Below are 19530 nucleotides of genomic sequence, written 5' to 3'. Positions count from 1 at the left end.
GGCCGGGCGCATGGCCGTCACGTCACCGGTATCCGAGCGATGGACCGTAGCGGCGTTGCTGCTGTTGACCTTCGCCACCGGACTGGCCGACTCGATCAGCATCCTGGTGCTCGGTCACGTGTTCGTCGCCAACATGACCGGTAACGTGATCTTCCTCGGATTCTGGTTCGCCCCAAGAACAGTCATCGACCTGACCGCCGTCGCGGTTGCCCTGCCGACCTTCATCTGCACCGCGATCCTCAGCGGCCGGTTGTCGCGACATTTCGGCCCGCGCACGCGGACGTGGATCACGACGGTGCTGACCATCGAAATAGTCCTGCTGCTGGTCATCGCCCTGCTGGCGGGCACCGGAGTGCTGCGCTATCAGGCGACCTCCAAGCTGATCATGATCGGCATGCTCGCGGTGACGTTTGGCCTACAACACTCCAGCGCGCGCCAGTTCGGCATTCAAGAGCTCTCCACCACGGTGCTGACCTCGACGATCGTAAGCTTCGGACTGGACAGCCGGCTGGCCGGGGGAACCGGTGAACGGCAAAGGTTGCGTATCGGCGTGGTCGCCACCATGTGCGCCGGAGCCTTCTTCGGCGCGACGATGTCGCGATACGTGATCGCCCCGGTGTTCGTCGTCACCGCGGCGGTGATCGCCACCAGCCTGCTGATCTTCCGCTTCGGCCCGCCGGCGGCGAAACCCGCAGTGCCCGTTGTTAATTGAACGCCAGCCAGCTGGGCAGCGCCCGCTCGTGTGAATCGCACAGGACCTGCCGCGTGTCGCACGATCCCCGCGGTGACCCCGCGCCGGCCCACATGCCCCCGGTATCGCGGCGCAGCACGATCGCCGACGAGCCGCCGCCGTCGAGCAGCACCGCGTTGTCACTGCCCAGCCCGCGGAACAGGTCTTGGATGTTGTCCGGGGTGTAGTTGCCGCCCTCGAAGACGTACATCTCGTCCTTCTGCCTGGCGTAGGCCAAAGCCGTTCGGGCCGCGCTGGGTCCGCCGTCGTGCAGCTGCCCGGTGTTGCCGGGCGCCAACAGGCCGATGCCCGAGACGGCGACGAACTTCTCGTTCTTGTTGAGCAGGTCGGCGACCACCGGGGTGGCGGCGTCGTAGTCGCTCTTGGTCCTGGGCCACACCACGTATGGCGCACCACCGGACGGCAGGATCATCGTCGACAGCGCGCTCCAGCTCTCGCCGCCACCGGACAGACCCTGCTTGCCGGGGTAGGCGACGGTACCGGTGACCGCCTGGTTGGCGCGACCCTGGCCCTGGGTGTTGTCCACGAACGCGCCCAGCGGTGAGCTGCAGCCGGTCTGGCGCCACGAGCCGCCCTTTTGTCCGCGGACGTCGAAGAAGTTGGCGTTGATGGCGATGGTCGGCTGGCCCATGCGTTGCCACGCCTGCAGCGGCGCGTAGAGCTCGGAGGCCTGCCAGAGCCCCTCGCCGGTGCGCGCCCCGGGGTTGTTCTCGCAGCGGGCCTGATCGCCGCGGTGCGTGTCGACCAGCAGGTGCGGCGACAGCCGTCCCGCCGCGTTCTTGATGATCATCAGGTGACCGCCGTTGTTCATCTCGTACCACTTGCCGCCGGCGTTGAGCATCGGCGCGGGATGGCCGGGCCCGAAGTTGTAGACCAGATAGGAACCACGGGTGCTGCCGATGGCATTGGCGAGCAGATCGCGGCCGTCGGCGGCCCGGGCGAGGGGTTGCCCCGAGGTGACGGCGAGCGTGAAACAAGCGACGAGGGCGGCGCACGACGCAGCCAGCCGGCGGAAGCTGGCGCGTCGGGTCAGCACGATAGCCCTTTCCGCCCGGAACTGATGAATGATAAAAATCATCAGCCTCAGTAGTCACACTGTCAACAAAATCACGACGCGGTGACGGTCGGGCCACGCCCGAATTACGCTTGCTCGCTGGAACTTTCGTGCTCGCCGGCGGCCGCCTCGGTAGCGGTGGGCCCGGCGGGGGAGGCGTCGGCAGCGGTGGGCCCGGCGGCGGCCGGTTCGGCGTGCCTGGCGCGGCGGGTCTGGTGCTTCGACTGGTGCTCCTGGGCGATGGCCAACTCGGCCGCGCCCGGTATCCGGTGAAAGCCCTTGCGGTCGTACAGGTAAGTGACGACGCCACCGAGAAGAAGGCCGACCGCGAGGCCGATCGTCGTCAACGCCAGCGCCTGCGTCAGCCCGGCGTCGCCGCGGCCGCCGAAGTACAACAGCGACCGAGCCCCGAGGAAGACCTGGTGCATCGGTTCGAATCCGGCCAGCCAGCGGAAGAAGGACGGCGTCGCCTCCAAGGGCACCGTGGCGCCGGCCGACGGCAGCCCGAGGATCACGAAGATGAGCAGGCTGACCAGCATCCCGGCCGTGCCCAGCACCGAAAGCAACGAGCTCGAGGTGATGCCCACCGCGGCGATCGCGAAGACGCCGAACGCCCAGAGTTGCCAGGTGTGATCGATGGGCATGCCGAGCCCGTTGGCGATCGCCAAATACGCCGCCGAGGTGAGCAGCCCGAGCAGCACCATCATGGCCCACTTCAACAACAGCGTCTGGAATCTGGAGATCCTGACCTGCTCGGCGAACCGATACACCGGACCGAATTCGGCCGGCACGTAACCGAGCAGCGCGTCCACCAGCGTGCTCACCACGATGCTGCCCGTGAATCCGGCCAGCAGCAGCAATAGCGCGTAATAGAAGGCCGACAGGCCGTTGCCGGTGCCGTTCGGCAGCGGGTTGTACACGTTCGACTGGATGTCGATGGGGGCGCTCAGACCCACGACGGCCGCGCCGGGCAGCGGTGCGCCCCCGGTCTGCGCGGCCACCTGCGCCATAACCCGTTGCCCAGCTATGCCATTGGCCATCCCCATCGCCGTATTGAGGGTCTGTCCGGCGATGCTCGCGCCGAGCGTGCCGGCCCTCGGATTGGTGGAGACCGTGATCGACGGGCGGTCCGTGCGGGCCGGCGACACCGCACTGGTCGCGAAGTCGCGCAACATCGACGAGAAGCTCGGCGGTATCAGCACCTGGCCGTACACCAGGCCGGTGTCCATTTGGTGCCTGGCCTCGGCGCGGGACAGCACGCGGACGTCGAACTTGTTCTTGTCCAATCCATTGACCAGCCGGTCGACGATCTGTGCGCCGCCGGGGCCGGCGTCCTCGTTGACCACCGCGACGGGGAAGTGATGCAGGTTGGTCGTCGGGTTCAAGATGCCGCCGAGATAGAGCGCGCACAACGCCGACATCAGAGCCAGGGTGATGACCAGGGGGGCCGCCCAGAATCGCACGGTGCGGACCGCCTTGATATTCCGGTTGAGGTTGGGCGCCGCGTGCTGCGGGTGCGAGTGAGGCATGCCGACTCCTGTTCTGTCGTGCCCACTTTATGGGCTGGCGACGCCAACCCTCTATGGCCTCAATCACCCAGCTTCGCGTGCATCTCCCAGATCAGCAGTTCCGACTGCTCGCTCGCGGTGACGCGCCGGCCGTCGGCATCGGTGAAGCGCACCGCGTCGCCCTCGCCGACCGTCCCGATCCCCTCCACGACGACCCGTCCCCGGGCCGCGAAGAGATGCAGGTAGGGGGCGCACGGAAGGTCTACCGATGCGCCGGGAGGCAACCGCGTTCCGTGCAGGGCGGCGTCGCGGTTGTGCAGGGTGATCGCGGCGTCATGCGCCGGCCTGCCCGAGGCGATCGTCGCGAGATTGCCGGCCATCAGCTCGTCGTCGATCTCATGCTGCTGGTAGCTCGGATCGCCCCCGGCCTCATCCGGCACCACCCACATCTGCACGAAATGAACCGGCTCGCTGGGGGACTCATTGCGCTCGGAGTGCAGGATCCCGCTGCCGGCCGACATGCGTTGCGCCAGACCGGGATAGATCACCCCGCGATTGCCGGCGGAGTCGTGATGCGACAGCTGGCCGCGCAGCACCCAGGTCACGATGTCCATGTCGCGGTGCGGATGGGTGTCGAATCCCATTCCGGGCGCGACGATATCGTCGTTGTTCACCAGCAGCAGCCCGAAATGGGTGTTGTCCGGGTCGTAGTGGTCACCGAAGGAGAATGAGTGCCGGGAGGTCAGCCATCCGGTGGTGGTGACGGCCCGGCTTGCCGCGCTTTTGACCTGCGTGGTGGCGGACATGATCCCAGCCTAATCGTGCGTCGCGTCAGGTCACCGCGTCGGTGAGCAGTCCTTGGGCGTGACGGAGCGCGGCGTCGAGTTCCGGCATGGTCAGCCCGGTCGAGTGACCCAGGTGGATCTCGATTTGGTACTCGGGCTGGCCATCGTGGTCGAATATCGGCAGGACTACGAATTCGGTTGTGGCAAGGTCGTCTTCGAGCGAGTTGGTGACCGACTGCAGGGTCACCATCGTCATCAATGTGGTGAGCTGGCGGGTGACCTGGGCCATGGGCTCCAGCGAGGCCAGCACGTCGGCCAGCCGAGTGTGCAGCGACCGGTGGGTGTCGTCGAAACGCCATGCGCCGTATCCGCGGGCGCGAATGTCGGCGAGCACCCGCTGGTGCTCGGCGATCTCGGTGCGGGTGAGCCGGGGCAACACGCGGTGCAACCACGCTTGGACGAAGTCGTCGTCACGCCAGGCCATCGCGACCAGACCGAACGGCGGGTCGATGGGGAAGCGCTGTCCCACGGCGTGTTCGCCGTCGGTGCCGTGGCCGACCGCGTCGACGGTGGTCAGATGCCGGGGGCCGATTTTCGACATCGAACAGCCCGCGCCGAGCGTGTCGTGCAGGAAGCGCAGCGCGTCGCGCCCACGGTCCAGCAGCGGAAACTGTTCGCGGAGCCCATGGACCAGTCCGAACAGCCCGCTGCCCAGCACGTAGCGACGATCGCCTCGCCGGCCCACCCAGGCCCGGCGTTCCAGTTCGGCGAGCACCAGCGCGCAGGTCGAGGTGCTGATCGCGCAGTTCTTCGCTAACTCGGCCGAGGACAGCCCGCGTGGTGAGTTCGCCAGGGCGGCAAGAACATCCATCACCCGCGCGGTGGGCGGCGACTTGGTGCCCGACTCGCCGCGGGTTGCGGCCATTGACGTATCCACCGCCGCCTCCTTACGATCCGTCCAAAATGCAAGAATATGCGTCCTAATATTAGGAGACAATCGTGTTGAAGGTGGGAGTTTGGGGGCCCGGTTCGATGGGCGTGATCGCCCTGCGTGGGGTGATCGACCATCCGGAGTTACAACTGGTCGACCTCGTCGTGCACAGCGACGCGAAAGCCGGCCGCGATGCCGGGGAGTTGTGTGGCATCGCGCCGGTCGGGGTGCGGGCCACCCAGGACCCGGCCGCCCTGCTGGCCGGTGACGCCGACGCTGTCGTGTACGCGGCCGGCGCCAACCTGCGACCGCTGGAGGCCGTCGCGGACATGGTGTCGATCCTGCGGGCGGGCAAGAACGTGGTGTCGTGCTCGGTGGTGCCGCTGGTCTTTCCCGACGCGGTCGACGCCGCCTTCACCGATCCGTTGCGCGAGGCCGCACTGGAGGGCGGCGTCTCGTTCTTCACCACCGGCATCGACTCCGGGTTCGCCAATGACGTTCTGCCGCTGGTCCTTACCGGAGTGTCCCGGGTGATCGAGTCGGTACGGGTGACCGAGATGTTCAATTACGCGACCTACCCGGACCGCTCCGCGGTCTACGAGATCCTGGGCTTTGGCCAGCAGCCGGACTACCCGGCGTTCGCGGCCCAGCCGGGAATCTTCGCGTTCGGCTGGGGGCCGGTGCTGCACCAGCTGGCGGCCGGGCTGGGCGTCAAGATCGACAACATCGAGGAGAGCAACGAGCGCGTACCGGCCGCCGAGTCCTTCGACACGCCCACCGGTCACATCGCGGCCGGGACCATCGCCGCGATGCGCTCGACGCTCACCGGATACGTCGACGGGAAGCCGACCTTCGTGCTCGACCACGTGACCCGCATGCGTGACGACATCGCCCCGGACTGGCCGCAGCCACACATCTGTATTCCCCCGAAGGACCTCGGATACGGACAGGCGTCCGGACGCGGTCTCTACCGGGTGGAGATCGAGGGTTCCCCGAGCATGCGCTGCGAATTCGAGATGGCCGAGGACGCGGACCACGACCTGGGTGCCCGCATCGCCGGCTCGTCGCGGATGGTCAACGCCATCCCCGCGGTGTGCGCCGCCCCGCCCGGTCTGCTGTCCGCACTGGATCTGCCGCTGATCACCGGCGCCGGCCTGGTGCGCCCGGTACCCGGGCCGTCGCCGGACAGCCGGCTGTTCTAACCCGGCGACGGCGAGCGCCGGAACGGCGCGAGTGAAAAGCCGGGAAATCGGATCTACGCCGGTTCGCCGGGATACGTCGCGGCGGCGAGCTGCAGAATCTCGGCGCGATCGGCCGCCAGGATGAACCCGGAGCCGATCGCCGCGTCGAGGGCCGCGGTGAAGCTGTCCAAATATTCCGCGCACCCGCCGGGGTAAAGCCGCCGAATTATGTTGGCGTCGAAGGGATTCCCGGATCCGAAGATCGCCGACATGACGCTCTCCTGGCCGCCCAGGCCCGACGTTGCGGCGGTCGGCACGTCCACCCACGGGGTCCTGATGCCACCGCGGGCGATTCCGTTGCCGTCCAGGACGGGTTGCGGCCCGGCGCTTTCGCGAACCTCGAGCGGGTCGGCGCGCGGGGCCGGCTCACCGGTGACGACCCAGGCGTTCAGCGCCGCGATGGCCGCCTGCACCACATAGTGATGCTGGGGGCCGAAGTTGATGTAGTGCGCGAGTTGCTGGCCCATCAACACGTCGGTCGGCGCGTAGCCGGCCACGAGGGCCTCCAGCGGTGCCGAGCCGCTGTCGATGAACGCCACCTGGATCGTGTAGTTGTCGGCGTGGGCGGCCCCGGCGATCTCCCAGACCCGCAGCCGGTCGTTGTCCAGCTGCCTGGCGAAGTAATAACCGTCGCGCGGGCCGCCGAAAACGTCGGTTTCGGTGACGACCGTCAGCAACGGCACCCGCAGATCAGGGCGGAACGGAACGGCCTGCCGTGCAACGGTTTCGGCGAAAATCGAGCCGCCATCCAGCGGCGCAGCCGGACCGAACCGGGAATGGACCAGGAAGCCGTCGTAGGCGGAGGTCAGCGGGTCGACGGCGTTGATGTAGGTGGTCAGGAACATTGCGGACTGCGATTCGCCCACCGCGATGACGCGACGGGCGGGCAGGCCGCGCAGGATGACGCCGTGGTCACCACTGTTCAGCAGCCGGCCGACTTGGGCGAAGATGTCGTAGGAGAATGCGTCGCCGGGATGGTGCAGGGCCGCGTACCGTTGTGGGTCTTGGCTTTTCAGCGACATGTCCGCCCCGAGCAGGCTTTCGCCGCCCTCGACTCCCACTCGCTGGGCCGAGACCGCGACGTAGGCGTAACCGGCGCGCACGATTTCGCGGTGCGCCATCATCCACACCGCCGCGGCGTCGATGCCACCGCTGACGTTGAGCCACTCGACGAGCACGGTCCCGTTGAACCGGCCAGGATCGGACGGTGTCAGCGCCACGATGCGTGTCGTGTAATCGGCGGAGCCCGAAGCTGTTACGTCCCAGCGGCCGTCCGGGGACGGTTCGCCCACCGGGGCGTAGCACGACGCCGTGGCGGAGACGAAGAACTCCTCGAGCGCGTAACCCACATCGGCGAGGTCGTAAGCGCTCAGCAGCAGCGCCGGCTTTCCCGGGGCGGGCGTCACCTGGGCGGCGTTCATCATGGCAGCGGTCCCGTCACCTCTCGCCCGGGGGCAGCGAACCGGGCAGCCCGAATTTCGCGAACAAGGCGTCGTCGAGGAAGGCCACCACGTGGGATACCTTCCCGCCCCGCACATCCAGCACGTGCAACTGGAAGGGAAGATGAACGTCGCCGGCGCGCATGTACATGGCCGCGGCGGGCTGACCGTTGGCGACCAGCGGCAGCATGCGCATGTCCCCGCTGCCCTGCGCCGGGCATTGCTGATGGATGAGGGTGACGATGGCCCCGACGCCCTGGTACCAGCCGGTGTACGGCGGCATCTCCCAGATGGCCTCCGCGGTGAACAGGTCGACCAGCCGGTCGATGTCATAGGTCTCGAACGCGGCGATGTAGCGCGCCAACAGATCCTGGGCCTCGGGCGAATCCGGCTGCGGCAGTGGTTCTTCGGCGCTGGGCCCGACGGCCTGCAGCTGGGATCGAGCGCGTTGCAGCAGGCTGTTGACGGCGGTCGTGGTGGTGCCGACCGCCTCGGCCACCTCGGCCGAGTGCCAGCCCAGCACGTCGCGCAGCAGCAGCACCGCCCGCTGCCGGGGCGAAAGGTATTGCAGCGCGGCAACAAACGCCAATCGCACCGACTCGCGCGAGCCGACGACGACCGAGGGGTCGGAGGGGTGCTCGGTCAGCGACGGCAGCGGCTCGAGCCACGGCACCTCGCGTCGCTCCACCAGCTCGGCGGTCGGGTCCGAGCTAGGCGCGCCCAAGCCCACCGGCAACGGCCTGCGCTGCCGTCCCTCCAGCGCGCTCAGGCAGGTGTTGGTGGCGATGCGATGCAGCCAGGTGCGCACCGAGGATTTGCCTTCGAAGCGGTCGTACGCCTTCCAGGCCCGCAGCATTGTCTCTTGCACCAGGTCCTCCGCGTCGTGCAGGGACCCGGTCATGCGGTAGCAGTGGGTCAGCAGTTCGCGCCGATACGGTTCGGTGTGCGCCGAGAAATCCGCGGCGGCCACCGGATCACCTTCAGAGTGCGCGAGAAGGCTCATCCGCATGAGCCTACGCAATGTCGGGGCGCGCGGCCCACATCAGCAGCGATTACGCTGCCGGTGATGACTACGAGCCCCGGAGCGAACCGCACCGAACGCAGTTTCGACGGGTACGGCGGCGTGCGCATCGTCTATGACGTCTGGACGCCTGCGACCGCACCGCGCGCGGTCCTGGTGCTCTCCCACGGTCTGGGGGAGTACGCGCGCCGCTACGACCACGTCGCCCAGCGCTTCGGCGAGGCGGGCCTGGTCACGTATGCGCTGGACCACCGCGGGCACGGCCGCTCGGGCGGCAAGCGGGTGCTGGTGCGCGACATTCACGAGTACACCGCCGACTTCGACACCCTGGTCGGTATCGCCAACCGGGAACACCATGGCCTCAAGTGCGTAGTGCTGGGGCACAGCATGGGCGGCGGAATCGTGTTCGCCTACGGCGTCGAACGCCCGGACAACTACGACCTGATGGTGCTGTCCGGTCCCGCGGTGGCCGCCCAGGATCAGGTGTCGCCGCTGCTGGCGCTGGCCGCCAAGGTGCTGGGGGCCGTCGTGCCCGGACTGCCGGCCCAAGAGCTCGACGTCGACGCCATCTCCCGGGATCCCGCGGTGGTGGCGGCGTATAAGGAGGATCCGTTGGTGTACCACGGCAAGGTGCCGGCCGGCATCGGCCGCGCGCTGCTGCAGGTCGGCGAGACGATGCCGCAGCGGGCGCCGGCCCTGACGGCGCCGCTGCTGGTGGTGCACGGGGAACAGGACCGGCTGATTCCCGTCGCCGGCAGCCGTCGCCTGGTGGACTGCGTGGGTTCCACCGACGTGGAGCTGAAAATCTATCCGGGGCTCTACCACGAGGTTTTCAACGAGCCCGAGCGCGAGCAGGTGCTCGACGATGTGGTCTCGTGGATCACCGCTCGGCTGTGAGGCGAGAGTGTCGGTGCGCTCACGTAATTTGGCGGCCATGACTCGCGCCGGCGACGATGCAGCGGGGGCACCTCCCGCTTGCGGGGGACGAAGCGATGAGGAGGAGCGGCGCCATGACTGACGACAAGATGCTCTCGCGCATTGCCGCGCTGTTGCGTCAGGCCGAAGGCACCGACAACAGCCACGAAGCCGATGCGTTCATGTCCGCGGCGCAGCGGCTCGCGACGGCCGCGTCCATCGACCTGGCGGTGGCCCGCTCGCATTCGGCCCAGCGGTCGGCGGCGCAGACGCCGACGCAGCGCACCATCACCATCGGGGCGGCGGGCACCAAGGGGTTACGCACTTACGTGCAGCTGTTCGTGCTGATCGCCGCGGCCAACGACGTGCGCTGCGACGTGGCCTCGAATTCGACGTTCGTGTACGCCTACGGGTTCGTCGAGGACATCGACGCCAGCCACGCCCTGTACGCCAGCCTGGTGGTCCAGATGGTCCGCGCGTCGGACGCCTACCTGGCCTCGGGGGCGCATCGTCCCACGCCGACGATCACCGCCCGGCTCAACTTTCAATTGGCCTTCGGGGCGCGGGTCGGCCAGCGGCTGGCCGAGGCTCGTGACCAGGCCCGCCTGGAAGCCACCCAGGATCGCCGCCGGTCGCCGGGCACCGCTATCGCGTTGCGGGACAAGGAAGTCGAGCTGGTGGACTACTACCGCGGCGCGTCGAAGGCGCGCGGCACCTGGCAGGCCAGCCGGGCGTCAGCGGGGTATTCGTCGGCGGCGCGGCGCGCCGGCGATCGGGCCGGCAAGCGAGCGCGCCTGGGCAACAGCCCCGAACTGCCCGGGGCGCGGAGCGCGCTGAGCCGGTGACCGCGGGGAGCTCCCCACCGCGGGATTCTCAACGCTCCAAGGTTTATGCGGCCGAGGAGTTCGTCCGGACGCTGTTCGACCGTGCCGCCGAGCACGGCTCACCCGTGGTGGAGTTCTTCGGCACGCAATTGACGCTGCCGCCGGAGGGGCGATTCGGTTCGGTGGAATCCGCGCAGCGCTACGTGGACGACGTGCTGGCGCTGGCGGCGGTGCGGCAACGCTGGCCCGGTGTGTCGCCCCTGCGGGTGCGGCCGCGGCGGGCCGCCACCGCCGCGCACTACGAAACTCGCGACGGCACGGGCATTATCGCGGTGCCCGATCGTGACACCGCCGACTGGGCGCTGCGCGAGCTGGTGGTGCTGCACGAAGTGGCGCATCACTTGTGTCAGGCCGAGCCGGCGCACGGCCCCGAGTTCGTGGCGACGATCTGCGAGTTGACGGAGCTGGTGATGGGACCGGAACTGGGGCACGTGCTGCGCGTCGTCTACGCCAAAGAGGGCGTGCGGTGAGCGCGGCCGATCCCGACGCGCGGGCGCGCCAGGTCGAAGCCCTGATGACCGACGACGAGCGCTTCGCGCTGCTGGTCTCGGTGATGGGCGCCGGCGACATGTGGCCGGCGCGTGACGAGCGCATCCCCGCGGACGCGCCGATGAGCGCGGGATACGTGCCGGGTGTGGCCCGCCTCGGCGTGCCCGCGTTGCTGATGAGTGATGCGGGCCTGGGCGTCACCAACCCCGGCTACCGCCCGGGCGACACGGCCACCGCGCTGCCCGCCGGACTGGCGCTGGCCGCCACCTTCGACCCGCCGCTGGCCCGGGCGGCCGGCGAAGTGATCGGCAGCGAAGCGCGCAGCCGGGGGTTCAACGTGCAACTGGCCGGCGCGATGAACCTGGCCCGCGACCCGCGCAACGGCCGCAACTTCGAATACCTCTCCGAAGACCCGCTGTTGACCGCGGCCATGGCGGCCGAGTCGATTTGCGGCATCCAGCAACACGGGGTCATCTCGACGGTCAAGCATTACTCGCTGAACTGCAACGAAACCAACCGGCACTTCCTGAACGCCGTCATCGATCGCGCCGCGCACCGCGAATCGGACCTGCTGGCCTTCGAATTGGCGATCGAGCGGTCGCAACCCGGCGCCGTGATGACCGCCTACAACAAGGTCAACGGCGACTACGCCGCGGCCAACACCGCCCTGCTCGACGACGTGCTGAAAGGCGCCTGGGCATACCGCGGTTGGGTCATGTCCGATTGGGGTGCCACGCCGAGCTGGGAGTGCGCGCTGGCCGGTCTGGACCAGGAGTGCGGGGCCCAGATCGACGCGCTGCTGTGGCACGCCGAGTCCTTCGGTGCGCCGCTGCGCGAGGCCCACGCCGACGGCAGGCTTCCCGGGCAGCGCCTGTCGGACATGGTCCGCCGGATCCTGCGGTCGATGTTCGCCGTCGGAGTCGACCGCGCCGATCCGGTCCGGGCGCCGGATATGGCCGCGCACAACGAGATTGCACTGCGCATAGCGCGGCAGGGGACCGTGCTGTTGACCAACCGCGGGCTGTTGCCGGTGGCGGTCGAGTCGACGGCGCGCATCGCCGTCATCGGGGGGTATGCACACGCGGGTGTGCCGGCCGGCTACGGTTCGAGCACCGTCGTCCCGCCGGGCGGCTACGCGGGCGTGGTGCCCATCGGCGGCTCGGGCCCCGAGGCCGGGCTGCGCAACCTGTACCTGCTGCCGTCGAGCCCGCTGGAAGAATTGCGAAAGCGGCTGCCGCACGCGCGGATCGAGTTCGATCCCGGGATCACCCCGGCCGAGGCGGTGCGCGCGGCGGCAATGGCCGACATCGTGATCGTGTTCGCGGTGCGCGCGGAGGGCGAAGGCTTTGACATCGCCGACCTCTCGCTGCCCTGGGGTCAGGACGAGATGATCACGGCGGTGTCGGGCGCCAACCCGAACACCGTGGTGGTGCTGGAGACGGGCAATCCGGCGGCCATGCCATGGCGAGACTCGGTGAATGCCATTGTGCAAGCGTGGTTTCCGGGCCAGGCCGGTGCCCGCGCCATCGCGGAGATCCTGAGCGGCGAGGTGAATCCCTCGGGTCGGCTGCCGATCACCTTCCCGGCCGATCTCGCCCAGACGCCGCGCCCGCAGCTGCCCGGCGCGGATGAACCGTGGGGGACACCGACCACGATCGATTACGTCGAAGGAGCCGACGTCGGATACCGCTGGTTTGCCCGATGCGGCCACGACCCGATGTATGCCTTCGGTCATGGCTTGTCCTACACCAGGTTTGACTACCGCGACCTGGTGGTCGTTGGCGACAAAACCGTCATCGCCAGTTTCAGCGTCATCAACGTCGGCGACCGTGCTGGGGCCGATGTACCGCAGCTCTACCTGACGGCCGCCGCCGGTGAACCGTGCCTGCGGCTGCTGGGATTTCAGCGTGTCGAACTCGAGCCGGGAGCAACGCGGCGGGTGACCATCGAGGCGGACCCGCGGCTGCTCGCCCGCTACGACGGCGGCGTCGGGAGCTGGCGGGTCGCCCCGGGTTCCTACACGGCGGCGGTGGGCGCGTCGGCGATCGCCATGCGGCTGCAAGCGGCGGTCGAGCTCGCCGGCCGTACGTTCGGACGATGAGTTTCGCGGGCTGACGCCCGAAACGCACGACCGGCCTGACGGATTACTCGACGGGGGTCAGCGCGTCGCCGCACGTGCAGCGGTATGGCTCACCCGAACCCGAACAGTGGCAGGGGACCTCGATGCGGACGCGACAGCCGCAGCCTTCGTGACCGCACGTCAACTCGGTCCCGGCCTCGTATGTTGCCATTCACCTCACCTTTTTTCTCTCTCTGGTGACTCTTGCGGTGCGGGTCGACCGCACCCTCACTGTATACCCCCTATGGGTATATCGTAAATGGGCGCGATCGCTTCGACGCCGATCCGGCACCCGATGCCATCGTCGCCGCGCGCGGCGCTAGCCTGGGCGCCATGACCGAGAAACCAACCCCGAGAGACGTCGACGCATTCTTGGACAGCACGGTGGTGGACGACGATCCGTCCTCGACCGCGGCCCTGGAGGCCAGCAGCGCGGCCGGATTGCCCCCGATTGCGGTGTCGGTGCAACAGGGAAAATTTTTGAGCCTGCTCGCCGGTGCGGTCGGTGCCCGCAACATTCTCGAGCTCGGAACGCTGGGCGGCTTCAGCACCATCTGGCTGGCGCGCGGCGCCGGCCCGCAAGGGCGAGTGGTGACGCTCGAATACGAGCCCAAGCACGCCGAGGTGGCGCGCGCCAATCTGGAACGGGCCGGCCTCGCCGACCGGGTGGAAGTGATCGTCGGACCCGCACTGGATACGCTGCCGACGGTGACCGGCCCCTTCGACTTGATCTTCATCGATGCCGATAAAGAGAACTACCCCGCCTACCTCGACTGGGCGGTGCGACTTGCCCGCCCCGGCACGATCATCGTGGCGGACAACGTGATCAGGCAGGGGCAAGTGCTTGACCCGGGGTCCGACGCGCAAGCGCAGGCGGTGCGCCAGACCCTGCAAGCGATGGGTAAGGATCCGCGGCTGGACACGGCCGTGATCCAGACGGTGGGCGCCAAGCACTGGGATGGCTTCGCGTTCGCTGTGGTGCGATAGGGCGCGTCAGCGGGGGTTCAGCTCGGCGACGGCCTGCCCTGCGGAGGTGAGTTCACTGATCCGCAAGGCGGTTTCGCCGGCGTACAGGGCGGCGCTGTCCAGCCAGGAATCCGGCACGCCGGCCACCGGTGCCAGCGGCGTGAAGAACGGCAGCGCTGGCGACTGGAGCCGCATCAGCGTCCCGGCGTCGAAATAACCCAGCGCCGACAACGGTCGGCTGACCGCGTTCAGGGCGGCGGGCAGCGACTTGGCCCGCCCGTCATCGCCGCACCAGCGGCGGGTGGCCGCGTTGGGCACGACGCGGTGGCGCAACGGCCAGCTCAGGCCAAACAGGTTGGTCTCGATCGTCCTGTCCGCCTGCAGGATTCGTCGTTGATACTCGCGGCTCGCGTTGGCCTCGTGCGTCAACAGGAACCGGGTGCCGGCGATGACGCCGCTGGCACCGGCGTCCAGCGCGGCACGGGTGTCGGCGGCGGTCGCGATGCCGCCGGCCACGAACACCGGATGCGTCCCCGCCGCGCCGAGGGCCACCGGCAAGAACTCCAAGGCCGGCATGGTCCCGACGAGATGGCCCCCTGCCTCGCGCCCCTGAGCGATCAAACCGTCGGCGCCACAAGCGATCGCGGCCCGGGCCGCCGCCTCGGTGCCCACCATCACGAACACGAAGATGCCCGCATCGCGCAAGTGCTCGACGAACCCCCGCTTTTCCCCGAACGCCACCACAACGACGTCAACTTGGGCGTCGACGCAGACCGCGACGTGCCGGCGATGAACGAAGGGCATCAACAGGTTTACCGCGACGGCGCGGCCCGGAGCGCGTTCTCGCACTTCATCTATCGAGGCTCGTAGTCGGCGGGGCGTGTCGATGCCCAGCGTGCCCAGTCCCCCCGCCGCGGCGACGGCACCCGCCAGTGGCGCGCCCGAAAGGCCGCCACCCATGCCGGCCTGCCCGATCGGCACATCGAGACGCAGCCGGTCCGCGATATCCATGTTCCAAGACGCTACGCCGGTGGCCGGAAATGCCCTACCGTCCGGCCTTGCGGTGGCGTCAATTTTTCGTTGCTGGCCGGCGGTGTGCGGGCGTAATCTGGACCGCAGATGGATGGGTGCGGCAACGCTCAAAAGGCTTCCCTCATAACAGAAAGGTTACAAAATGAGTACAGTCCATTCATCAATCGATCACCACCCCGATTTGTTGGCTCTTCGCGCGCGCTACGAGCGCGTTGCCGAGTCGATGAGTGCGCATGTCACGTTCGGACTGATCCTGCTGACGGGCCTGTACGTGGCGGCGTCGCCATGGATCGTCGGATTCAGCGCGACGGGATCGCTTGCCACGTCTGACCTGATCGTCGGGATCGCGGCGGCGTTCTTGGCCTACGGGTTCGCGACGACACTGGATCGTGCGCACGGTATGACCTGGACGCTGCCGGTATTGGGCGTGTGGGTCATCGTCTCGACGTGGATCCTGCCGGGCGTCACGCTGACCGCCGGCATGACGTGGTCGAATGTTGTTGCGGGCGCGTTGTTGACGTTCTTGGGGCTCAACGCAACCTACTTCGGCATGCGCACCCGCACGAAGGGCACGCACGCGTAACCTCGACCTCGGTTGAGCGGCAAGGCAATTCGCTGCCCCGGGCCGGCTCCGGCGCGGCCCGGGACGGCGATCAGCCGCAGACTGCGCCCATTGCGGCCGAGCTGACCAGCTTGACGTACTTGGCCAGCACCCCGGTCTTGTAGCGCGGCTCCGGTGGGGTGAAATCCCGGCGCCGGGAGTCAAATTCGGACGGATCGATCAGCACGTCGAGCGCCCGATTGGCCACGTCCAGGCGGATCCGGTCGCCGTCGCACAGGAAAGCGATCGGCCCGGCGTCCACGGCCTCGGGTGCGATGTGGCCGACGCACAGGCCGGTGGTCCCGCCCGAGAACCGGCCGTCGGTCAGCAGCAGCACGTCTTTGCCCAGACCGGCGCCCTTGATGGCGCCGGTGATGGCCAGCATTTCGCGCATGCCGGGGCCGCCCTTGGGGCCTTCGTAACGGATCACCACGGCGTCGCCCTTGGCGATGGTGCCGTCCTCCAGGGCGTCCAGCGCGGCCCGTTCACCGTCAAAAACCCTTGCGGTGCCCTCGAACACGTCGGAATCGAAACCGGCCGACTTGACCACCGCGCCCTCGGGCGCCAGCGATCCGCGCAGGATGGTGATTCCACCGGTCGGGTGGATGGGATTGCTTAGCGCGCGCAGCACCTTGCCGTCCGGGTCGGGCGGGGCGATCTCGGCCAGGTTCTCGGCCACCGTCGCCCCGGTCACGGTCAGGCAGTCGCCGCGCAGCAGCCCGGCGTCCAGCAGCGCCTTCATCACCACCGGCACGCCGCCGATGTGGTCGACGTGCGACATGACGTGGCGGCCGAAGGGTTTGACATCGGCCAGGTGCGGAACCTTCGATCCGATCCGGCTGAAATCGTCGAGCGAGAGCCGCACGCCGGCCTCGTGGGCGATGGCCAGCAGGTGCAGCACCGCGTTGGTCGAGCCGCCGAACGCCATCACCACCGCGATCGCATTCTCGAACGCCTCCTTAGTCAGGATGTCGCGGGCGGTGATGCCGCGCCGCAACAGCTCGACGACGGCCGCGCCGCTGCGCCGGGCGAATCCGTCGCGGCGGCGGTCGGTCGCCGGCGGCGCGGCGCTGCCCGGCAGCGACATCCCGAGCGCCTCGGCGGCGCTGGCCATCGTGTTGGCCGTATACATGCCGCCGCACGCGCCCTCACCGGGACAGATCGCCCGCTCGATGGCGTCGACGTCCGCACGCGGCATCAGGCCCCGGGCGCACGCACCCACCGCCTCGAACGCGTCGATGATGGTGACCTCGCGCTCGCTGCCGTCGGACAGCTTGGCGACCCCGGGCAGGATGGAGCCGGCGTAGAGGAACACCGAGGCCAGGTCCAGCCGTGCGGCCGCCATCAGCATCCCGGGCAGGGACTTGTCGCAGCCGGCCAGCAGCACCGAGCCGTCCAGGCGTTCGGCCTGCATCACCGTCTCGACGCTGTCGGCGATCACCTCGCGCGACACCAGCGAGAAATGCATGCCCTCATGGCCCATCGAGATGCCGTCGGACACCGAGATGGTGCCGAACTCGAGCGGATATCCACCGGCCGAGAACACGCCCTCCTTGACGGCCTTGGCGAGCCGGTCCAGGGAGAGGTTGCACGGGGTGATCTCGTTCCACGACGACGCGACCCCGATCTGTGGCTTGGCGAAGTCCTCGTCTCCCATGCCTACGGCCCGCAGCATGCCCCGGGCGGCGGCCTTCTCCAGGCCGTCGGTGACGTCACGACTACGCGGCTTGATGTCGGCGGTTGCGGCCGAATCGGTGGTGGGCATCGCTCAAGTATGCGCTGGCCAGTCGGGATGCCCATGTCCGGGGTGATACCCCGCTAGGGTATAAGCTCGTGTAGAGCGTGCTGCCGCCCGGCGGGCGGCCGATGAGCAGGGGTGCAGATGACCGACGACCACGGATACTCCCAGCAGAAGGACAACTACGCGAAGCGGCTGCGGCGCATCGAGGGCCAGGTCCGCGGCATCGCCCGGATGATCGAGGAAGACAAGTATTGCATCGACGTCCTCACTCAGGTCAGCGCCGTCAACAGCGCGCTGCGGTCGGTCGCCCTGAATTTGCTGGACGAGCACCTGAACCACTGCGTCACCCGCGCGGTCGCCGAGGGCGGCGACGAGGCGCAGGCCAAGCTCGACGAGGCCTCCGCCGCGATCGCACGGTTGGTTCGTTCCTGATTGGTGACGTAGTTGAGACCTGCGTGTCGGCCCTGATTCACAGGGAGGCGTGGTTGCGGTCCGTACGGTAAGGCAGTGTGATCGCATTAGGCGCGACAACCCAGGAAGTGGGTAGTCCGGCCGATACAGAAGCCATGACTGCCGAAACCAATGCCGCCGCGCGAACGTGGACCCCACGGATCGCTGCTCAGTTGGCTGTGCTGGCGGCCGCGGCCTTCACCTACGTCACCGCCGAGATCCTGCCGGTGGGCGCACTGCCCGCCATCGCCCGCGACCTGCACGTCAGCTTGTTCGCGGTGGGCACGCTGCTCACCTGGTATGCCTTCGTGGCGGCGCTGACGACGTTTCCGCTGGTGCGCTGGACCGCGCATTGGCCCCGCCGTCGTGCGCTCATGCTCAGCCTCACCTGCCTGACCGCCTCGCAGGCCATCTCGGCACTGGCCCCCAACTTCGCCGTGCTGGCCACCGGGCGGGTGCTCTGCGCGATCACCCACGGCTTGCTGTGGGCGGTCATCGCACCGATCGCCACCCGGCTGGTGCCGCCCAGCCATGCGGGGCGCGCCACCATGTCGATCTACGTCGGCACCAGCCTCGCCCTGGTGGTGGGGAGCCCCCTGACCGCGGCGTTGAGCCTGATGTGGGGCTGGCGCCTGGCCGTCGTCTGCGTCACCGTGGCGGCCGCCGCCGTCACGGTCGCCGCCCGCCTGATGCTGCCGGAGATGGCGCTCACCTCCGACCAGCTCGCTCACGTGGGTCCCAGGTCGAGACATCATCGCAACCCGCGGCTGATTCTGGTCAGCGTGCTGGCGATGATCGCCGTCACCGGCCATTTCGTCTCGTACACCTACATCGTCGAGATCATCCGCAACGTGCTCGGTGTGCGCGGGCCGAACCTGGCCTTCGTGCTGGCCGCCTACGGTCTGGCCGGCCTGCTGTCGCTGCCGCTGGTGGCGCGGCCGCTGGACCACCGGCCCAAGGGCGCGATCCTTCTGTGCATCACGGGATTGACGGCGGCCTTCGTGGCGCTGACCGGCCTGGCGATCGGTGGCACGACCGGCGTGGCCACCGCGCTGGTGGGGACCGCGGCCATCGTGCTGTGGGGGGCGATGGCCACCGCGGTCTCGCCGATGATGCAATCCGCCGCCATGCGCAACGGGGCCGACGACCCCGACGGGGCGTCAGGGCTCTACGTCACCGCCTTCCAGGTCGGCATCATGGCCGGCTCGCTGGCCGGTGGCCTGCTTTTCGAGCGCAGCATCACGATGATGCTGACGGCTTCGGCGGCCCTGATGGCCGTCGCGCTGGCCGGCATCGCGGCCAACCGGCGGATGCTAGACGTTGCTCCGACAAGCTCACCCGATTCATAGCCGCCCAGCTCAGCCGCATATTCACCGCCACTTTCGGGGTGCGCGCGGCCGCGGCTGACGGTAGCTGGCGTGCCCCCTATGCCACACTATGTCCAGACCACGAGTGGAGGTATGCGTATGTCGGGCAGGACGAGGGCCAGGATCGGAAAGGGCCTCTTCGCCGCTCTGAACACCACCGGCCTGGTGTCCGTCGTGGGCCTGGCGCTGGTGCTGAGTGCGACTCCCGCACTGGCGGACCCGGACCCGGCCCCCGC

Annotated in this window: 18 protein-coding genes and 2 pseudogenes; 11 read left to right on the top strand and 9 right to left on the bottom strand. The window is 68.6% G+C overall.

The window, feature by feature from the left end:
- Positions 1-10: 10 nt before the first annotated feature.
- Entirely contained in the window at positions 11-712 is a 702-nt protein-coding gene (locus tag BST14_RS20550; protein WP_083066224.1) for a YoaK family protein, read from the top strand.
- Here BST14_RS20550 and BST14_RS20545 read toward each other — a convergent pair.
- From BST14_RS20545 to BST14_RS20530, 4 genes are all read right to left on the bottom strand, one after another.
- The gene (locus tag BST14_RS20545) at positions 705-1829 is read right to left on the bottom strand and encodes a phosphodiester glycosidase family protein (RefSeq protein ID WP_142279518.1); all 1125 of its coding nucleotides are present in this window, start codon (positions 1827-1829) and stop codon (positions 705-707) included. The two genes, BST14_RS20550 and BST14_RS20545, sit on opposite strands and share 8 nt — an antisense overlap.
- Before the next feature lie 62 nt (positions 1830-1891).
- Positions 1892-3334, bottom strand: coding sequence for a YhgE/Pip domain-containing protein (locus tag BST14_RS20540; protein ID WP_083066223.1), 1443 nt, complete (start codon positions 3332-3334; stop codon positions 1892-1894).
- Between the two features lie 59 nt (positions 3335-3393).
- Positions 3394-4119, bottom strand: coding sequence for a pirin family protein (locus BST14_RS20535; protein ID WP_083066222.1), 726 nt, complete (start codon positions 4117-4119; stop codon positions 3394-3396).
- 25 nt (positions 4120-4144) lie between these two features.
- A complete protein-coding gene (locus BST14_RS20530; protein ID WP_083066221.1) occupies positions 4145-5023 on the bottom strand; it encodes a helix-turn-helix domain-containing protein in 879 nt (292 codons plus the stop codon).
- A gap of 74 nt (positions 5024-5097) precedes the next feature.
- Here BST14_RS20530 and BST14_RS20525 point away from each other — a divergent pair, with 74 nt between their 5' ends.
- Positions 5098-6231: an NAD(P)H-dependent amine dehydrogenase family protein gene (locus BST14_RS20525; RefSeq protein ID WP_083066220.1), complete on the top strand. Its 1134-nt coding sequence runs from the start codon at positions 5098-5100 to the stop codon at positions 6229-6231.
- Between the two features lie 53 nt (positions 6232-6284).
- Here the strand turns inward: BST14_RS20525 and BST14_RS20520 are convergent, their stop codons facing one another.
- Positions 6285-7694 carry an alpha/beta hydrolase domain-containing protein gene (locus BST14_RS20520; RefSeq protein ID WP_083066219.1) on the bottom strand — a complete coding sequence of 470 codons (1410 nt, stop codon included), beginning with the start codon at positions 7692-7694 and terminating at the stop codon, positions 6285-6287.
- Between the two features lie 13 nt (positions 7695-7707).
- Positions 7708-8840 (bottom strand): annotated as a pseudogene (locus BST14_RS20515) (sigma-70 family RNA polymerase sigma factor).
- Here BST14_RS20515 and BST14_RS20510 point away from each other — a divergent pair.
- The 5 genes and pseudogenes from BST14_RS20510 to BST14_RS20495 all read left to right on the top strand — a co-directional run bounded on the left by BST14_RS20510 (position 8776) and on the right by BST14_RS20495 (position 13119).
- Positions 8776-9627, top strand: coding sequence for an alpha/beta hydrolase (locus BST14_RS20510; protein WP_083066217.1), 852 nt, complete (start codon positions 8776-8778; stop codon positions 9625-9627). The pseudogene BST14_RS20515 and the gene BST14_RS20510 overlap by 65 nt on opposite strands.
- A 43-nt stretch (positions 9628-9670) precedes the next feature.
- A pseudogene (locus tag BST14_RS31130) lies at positions 9671-9748 on the top strand (hypothetical protein); the annotation flags it as partial.
- Positions 9741-10490 (top strand): DUF2786 domain-containing protein, encoded by a 750-nt coding sequence (locus BST14_RS20505; protein WP_083066216.1) that lies wholly within the window; start codon positions 9741-9743, stop codon positions 10488-10490. The pseudogene BST14_RS31130 and the gene BST14_RS20505, both read left to right, overlap by 8 nt.
- Positions 10487-10999, top strand: a complete 513-nt coding sequence (locus BST14_RS20500) for a TIGR04338 family metallohydrolase (RefSeq protein ID WP_083066215.1) — start codon at positions 10487-10489, stop codon at positions 10997-10999. The genes BST14_RS20505 and BST14_RS20500 overlap by 4 nt, the downstream gene beginning before the upstream one ends.
- Before the next feature lie 44 nt (positions 11000-11043).
- Positions 11044-13119, top strand: a complete 2076-nt coding sequence (locus BST14_RS20495) for a beta-glucosidase (RefSeq protein ID WP_083066233.1) — start codon at positions 11044-11046, stop codon at positions 13117-13119.
- A 43-nt stretch (positions 13120-13162) separates the two neighbouring features.
- Here the strand turns inward: BST14_RS20495 and mymT are convergent, their stop codons facing one another.
- Positions 13163-13309 carry a copper-binding metallothionein MymT gene (mymT, locus tag BST14_RS20490; protein WP_083066214.1) on the bottom strand — a complete coding sequence of 49 codons (147 nt, stop codon included), beginning with the start codon at positions 13307-13309 and terminating at the stop codon, positions 13163-13165.
- A 161-nt stretch (positions 13310-13470) separates the two neighbouring features.
- Between mymT and BST14_RS20485 the strand changes: the two genes are divergently transcribed.
- The gene (locus tag BST14_RS20485; protein ID WP_083066213.1) at positions 13471-14124 is read left to right on the top strand and encodes an O-methyltransferase; all 654 of its coding nucleotides are present in this window, start codon (positions 13471-13473) and stop codon (positions 14122-14124) included.
- Positions 14125-14130: 6 nt separating this feature from the next.
- Here BST14_RS20485 and BST14_RS20480 read toward each other — a convergent pair whose 3' ends face one another.
- On the bottom strand, positions 14131-15114 hold the full coding sequence (locus BST14_RS20480) for a nitronate monooxygenase (protein ID WP_083066212.1): 984 nt from the start codon (positions 15112-15114) through the stop codon (positions 14131-14133).
- 163 nt (positions 15115-15277) lie between these two features.
- On the opposite strand from BST14_RS20480, the gene BST14_RS20475 reads away from it, so the two are divergent.
- Positions 15278-15718 carry an SPW repeat protein gene (locus BST14_RS20475; RefSeq protein ID WP_083066211.1) on the top strand — a complete coding sequence of 147 codons (441 nt, stop codon included), beginning with the start codon at positions 15278-15280 and terminating at the stop codon, positions 15716-15718.
- Positions 15719-15788: 70 nt separating this feature from the next.
- On the opposite strand, the gene ilvD is transcribed toward BST14_RS20475, so the two are convergent.
- Positions 15789-17501, bottom strand: coding sequence for a dihydroxy-acid dehydratase (gene ilvD, locus BST14_RS20470; RefSeq protein ID WP_083066210.1), 1713 nt, complete (start codon positions 17499-17501; stop codon positions 15789-15791).
- Positions 17502-17618: 117 nt separating this feature from the next.
- On the opposite strand from ilvD, the gene ricR reads away from it, so the two are divergent.
- Both ricR and BST14_RS20460 read left to right on the top strand, forming a co-directional pair.
- A complete protein-coding gene (gene ricR, locus BST14_RS20465) occupies positions 17619-17909 on the top strand; it encodes a copper-sensing transcriptional repressor RicR (protein ID WP_083066209.1) in 291 nt (96 codons plus the stop codon).
- Positions 17910-18043: 134 nt separating this feature from the next.
- A complete protein-coding gene (locus tag BST14_RS20460; RefSeq protein ID WP_083066208.1) occupies positions 18044-19276 on the top strand; it encodes an MFS transporter in 1233 nt (410 codons plus the stop codon).
- The last annotated feature ends 254 nt before the right edge of the window (positions 19277-19530 follow it).

This window comes from Mycobacterium arosiense ATCC BAA-1401 = DSM 45069 (assembly GCF_002086125.1).
Lineage (GTDB): Bacteria > Actinomycetota > Actinomycetes > Mycobacteriales > Mycobacteriaceae > Mycobacterium > Mycobacterium arosiense.
Note: the sequence above shows the minus strand (reverse complement) of the source record. Positions and strands in the feature narration are given on the sequence as shown.

Coding starts and splice junctions, on each gene's coding strand:
- BST14_RS20550 (WP_083066224.1), top strand. CDS start 11: ATGGCCGTCACGTCACCGGTATCCGAGCGATGGACCGTAGCGGCGTTG.
- BST14_RS20545 (WP_142279518.1), bottom strand. CDS start 1,829: ATGATTTTTATCATTCATCAGTTCCGGGCGGAAAGGGCTATCGTGCTG.
- BST14_RS20540 (WP_083066223.1), bottom strand. CDS start 3,334: ATGCCTCACTCGCACCCGCAGCACGCGGCGCCCAACCTCAACCGGAAT.
- BST14_RS20535 (WP_083066222.1), bottom strand. CDS start 4,119: ATGTCCGCCACCACGCAGGTCAAAAGCGCGGCAAGCCGGGCCGTCACC.
- BST14_RS20530 (WP_083066221.1), bottom strand. CDS start 5,023: ATGGCCGCAACCCGCGGCGAGTCGGGCACCAAGTCGCCGCCCACCGCG.
- BST14_RS20520 (WP_083066219.1), bottom strand. CDS start 7,694: ATGATGAACGCCGCCCAGGTGACGCCCGCCCCGGGAAAGCCGGCGCTG.
- BST14_RS20510 (WP_083066217.1), top strand. CDS start 8,776: ATGACTACGAGCCCCGGAGCGAACCGCACCGAACGCAGTTTCGACGGG.
- BST14_RS20505 (WP_083066216.1), top strand. CDS start 9,741: ATGACTGACGACAAGATGCTCTCGCGCATTGCCGCGCTGTTGCGTCAG.
- BST14_RS20495 (WP_083066233.1), top strand. CDS start 11,044: ATGACCGACGACGAGCGCTTCGCGCTGCTGGTCTCGGTGATGGGCGCC.
- mymT (WP_083066214.1), bottom strand. CDS start 13,309: ATGGCAACATACGAGGCCGGGACCGAGTTGACGTGCGGTCACGAAGGC.
- BST14_RS20485 (WP_083066213.1), top strand. CDS start 13,471: ATGACCGAGAAACCAACCCCGAGAGACGTCGACGCATTCTTGGACAGC.
- BST14_RS20480 (WP_083066212.1), bottom strand. CDS start 15,114: ATGGATATCGCGGACCGGCTGCGTCTCGATGTGCCGATCGGGCAGGCC.
- BST14_RS20475 (WP_083066211.1), top strand. CDS start 15,278: ATGAGTACAGTCCATTCATCAATCGATCACCACCCCGATTTGTTGGCT.
- ilvD (WP_083066210.1), bottom strand. CDS start 17,501: ATGCCCACCACCGATTCGGCCGCAACCGCCGACATCAAGCCGCGTAGT.
- ricR (WP_083066209.1), top strand. CDS start 17,619: ATGACCGACGACCACGGATACTCCCAGCAGAAGGACAACTACGCGAAG.
- BST14_RS20460 (WP_083066208.1), top strand. CDS start 18,044: ATGACTGCCGAAACCAATGCCGCCGCGCGAACGTGGACCCCACGGATC.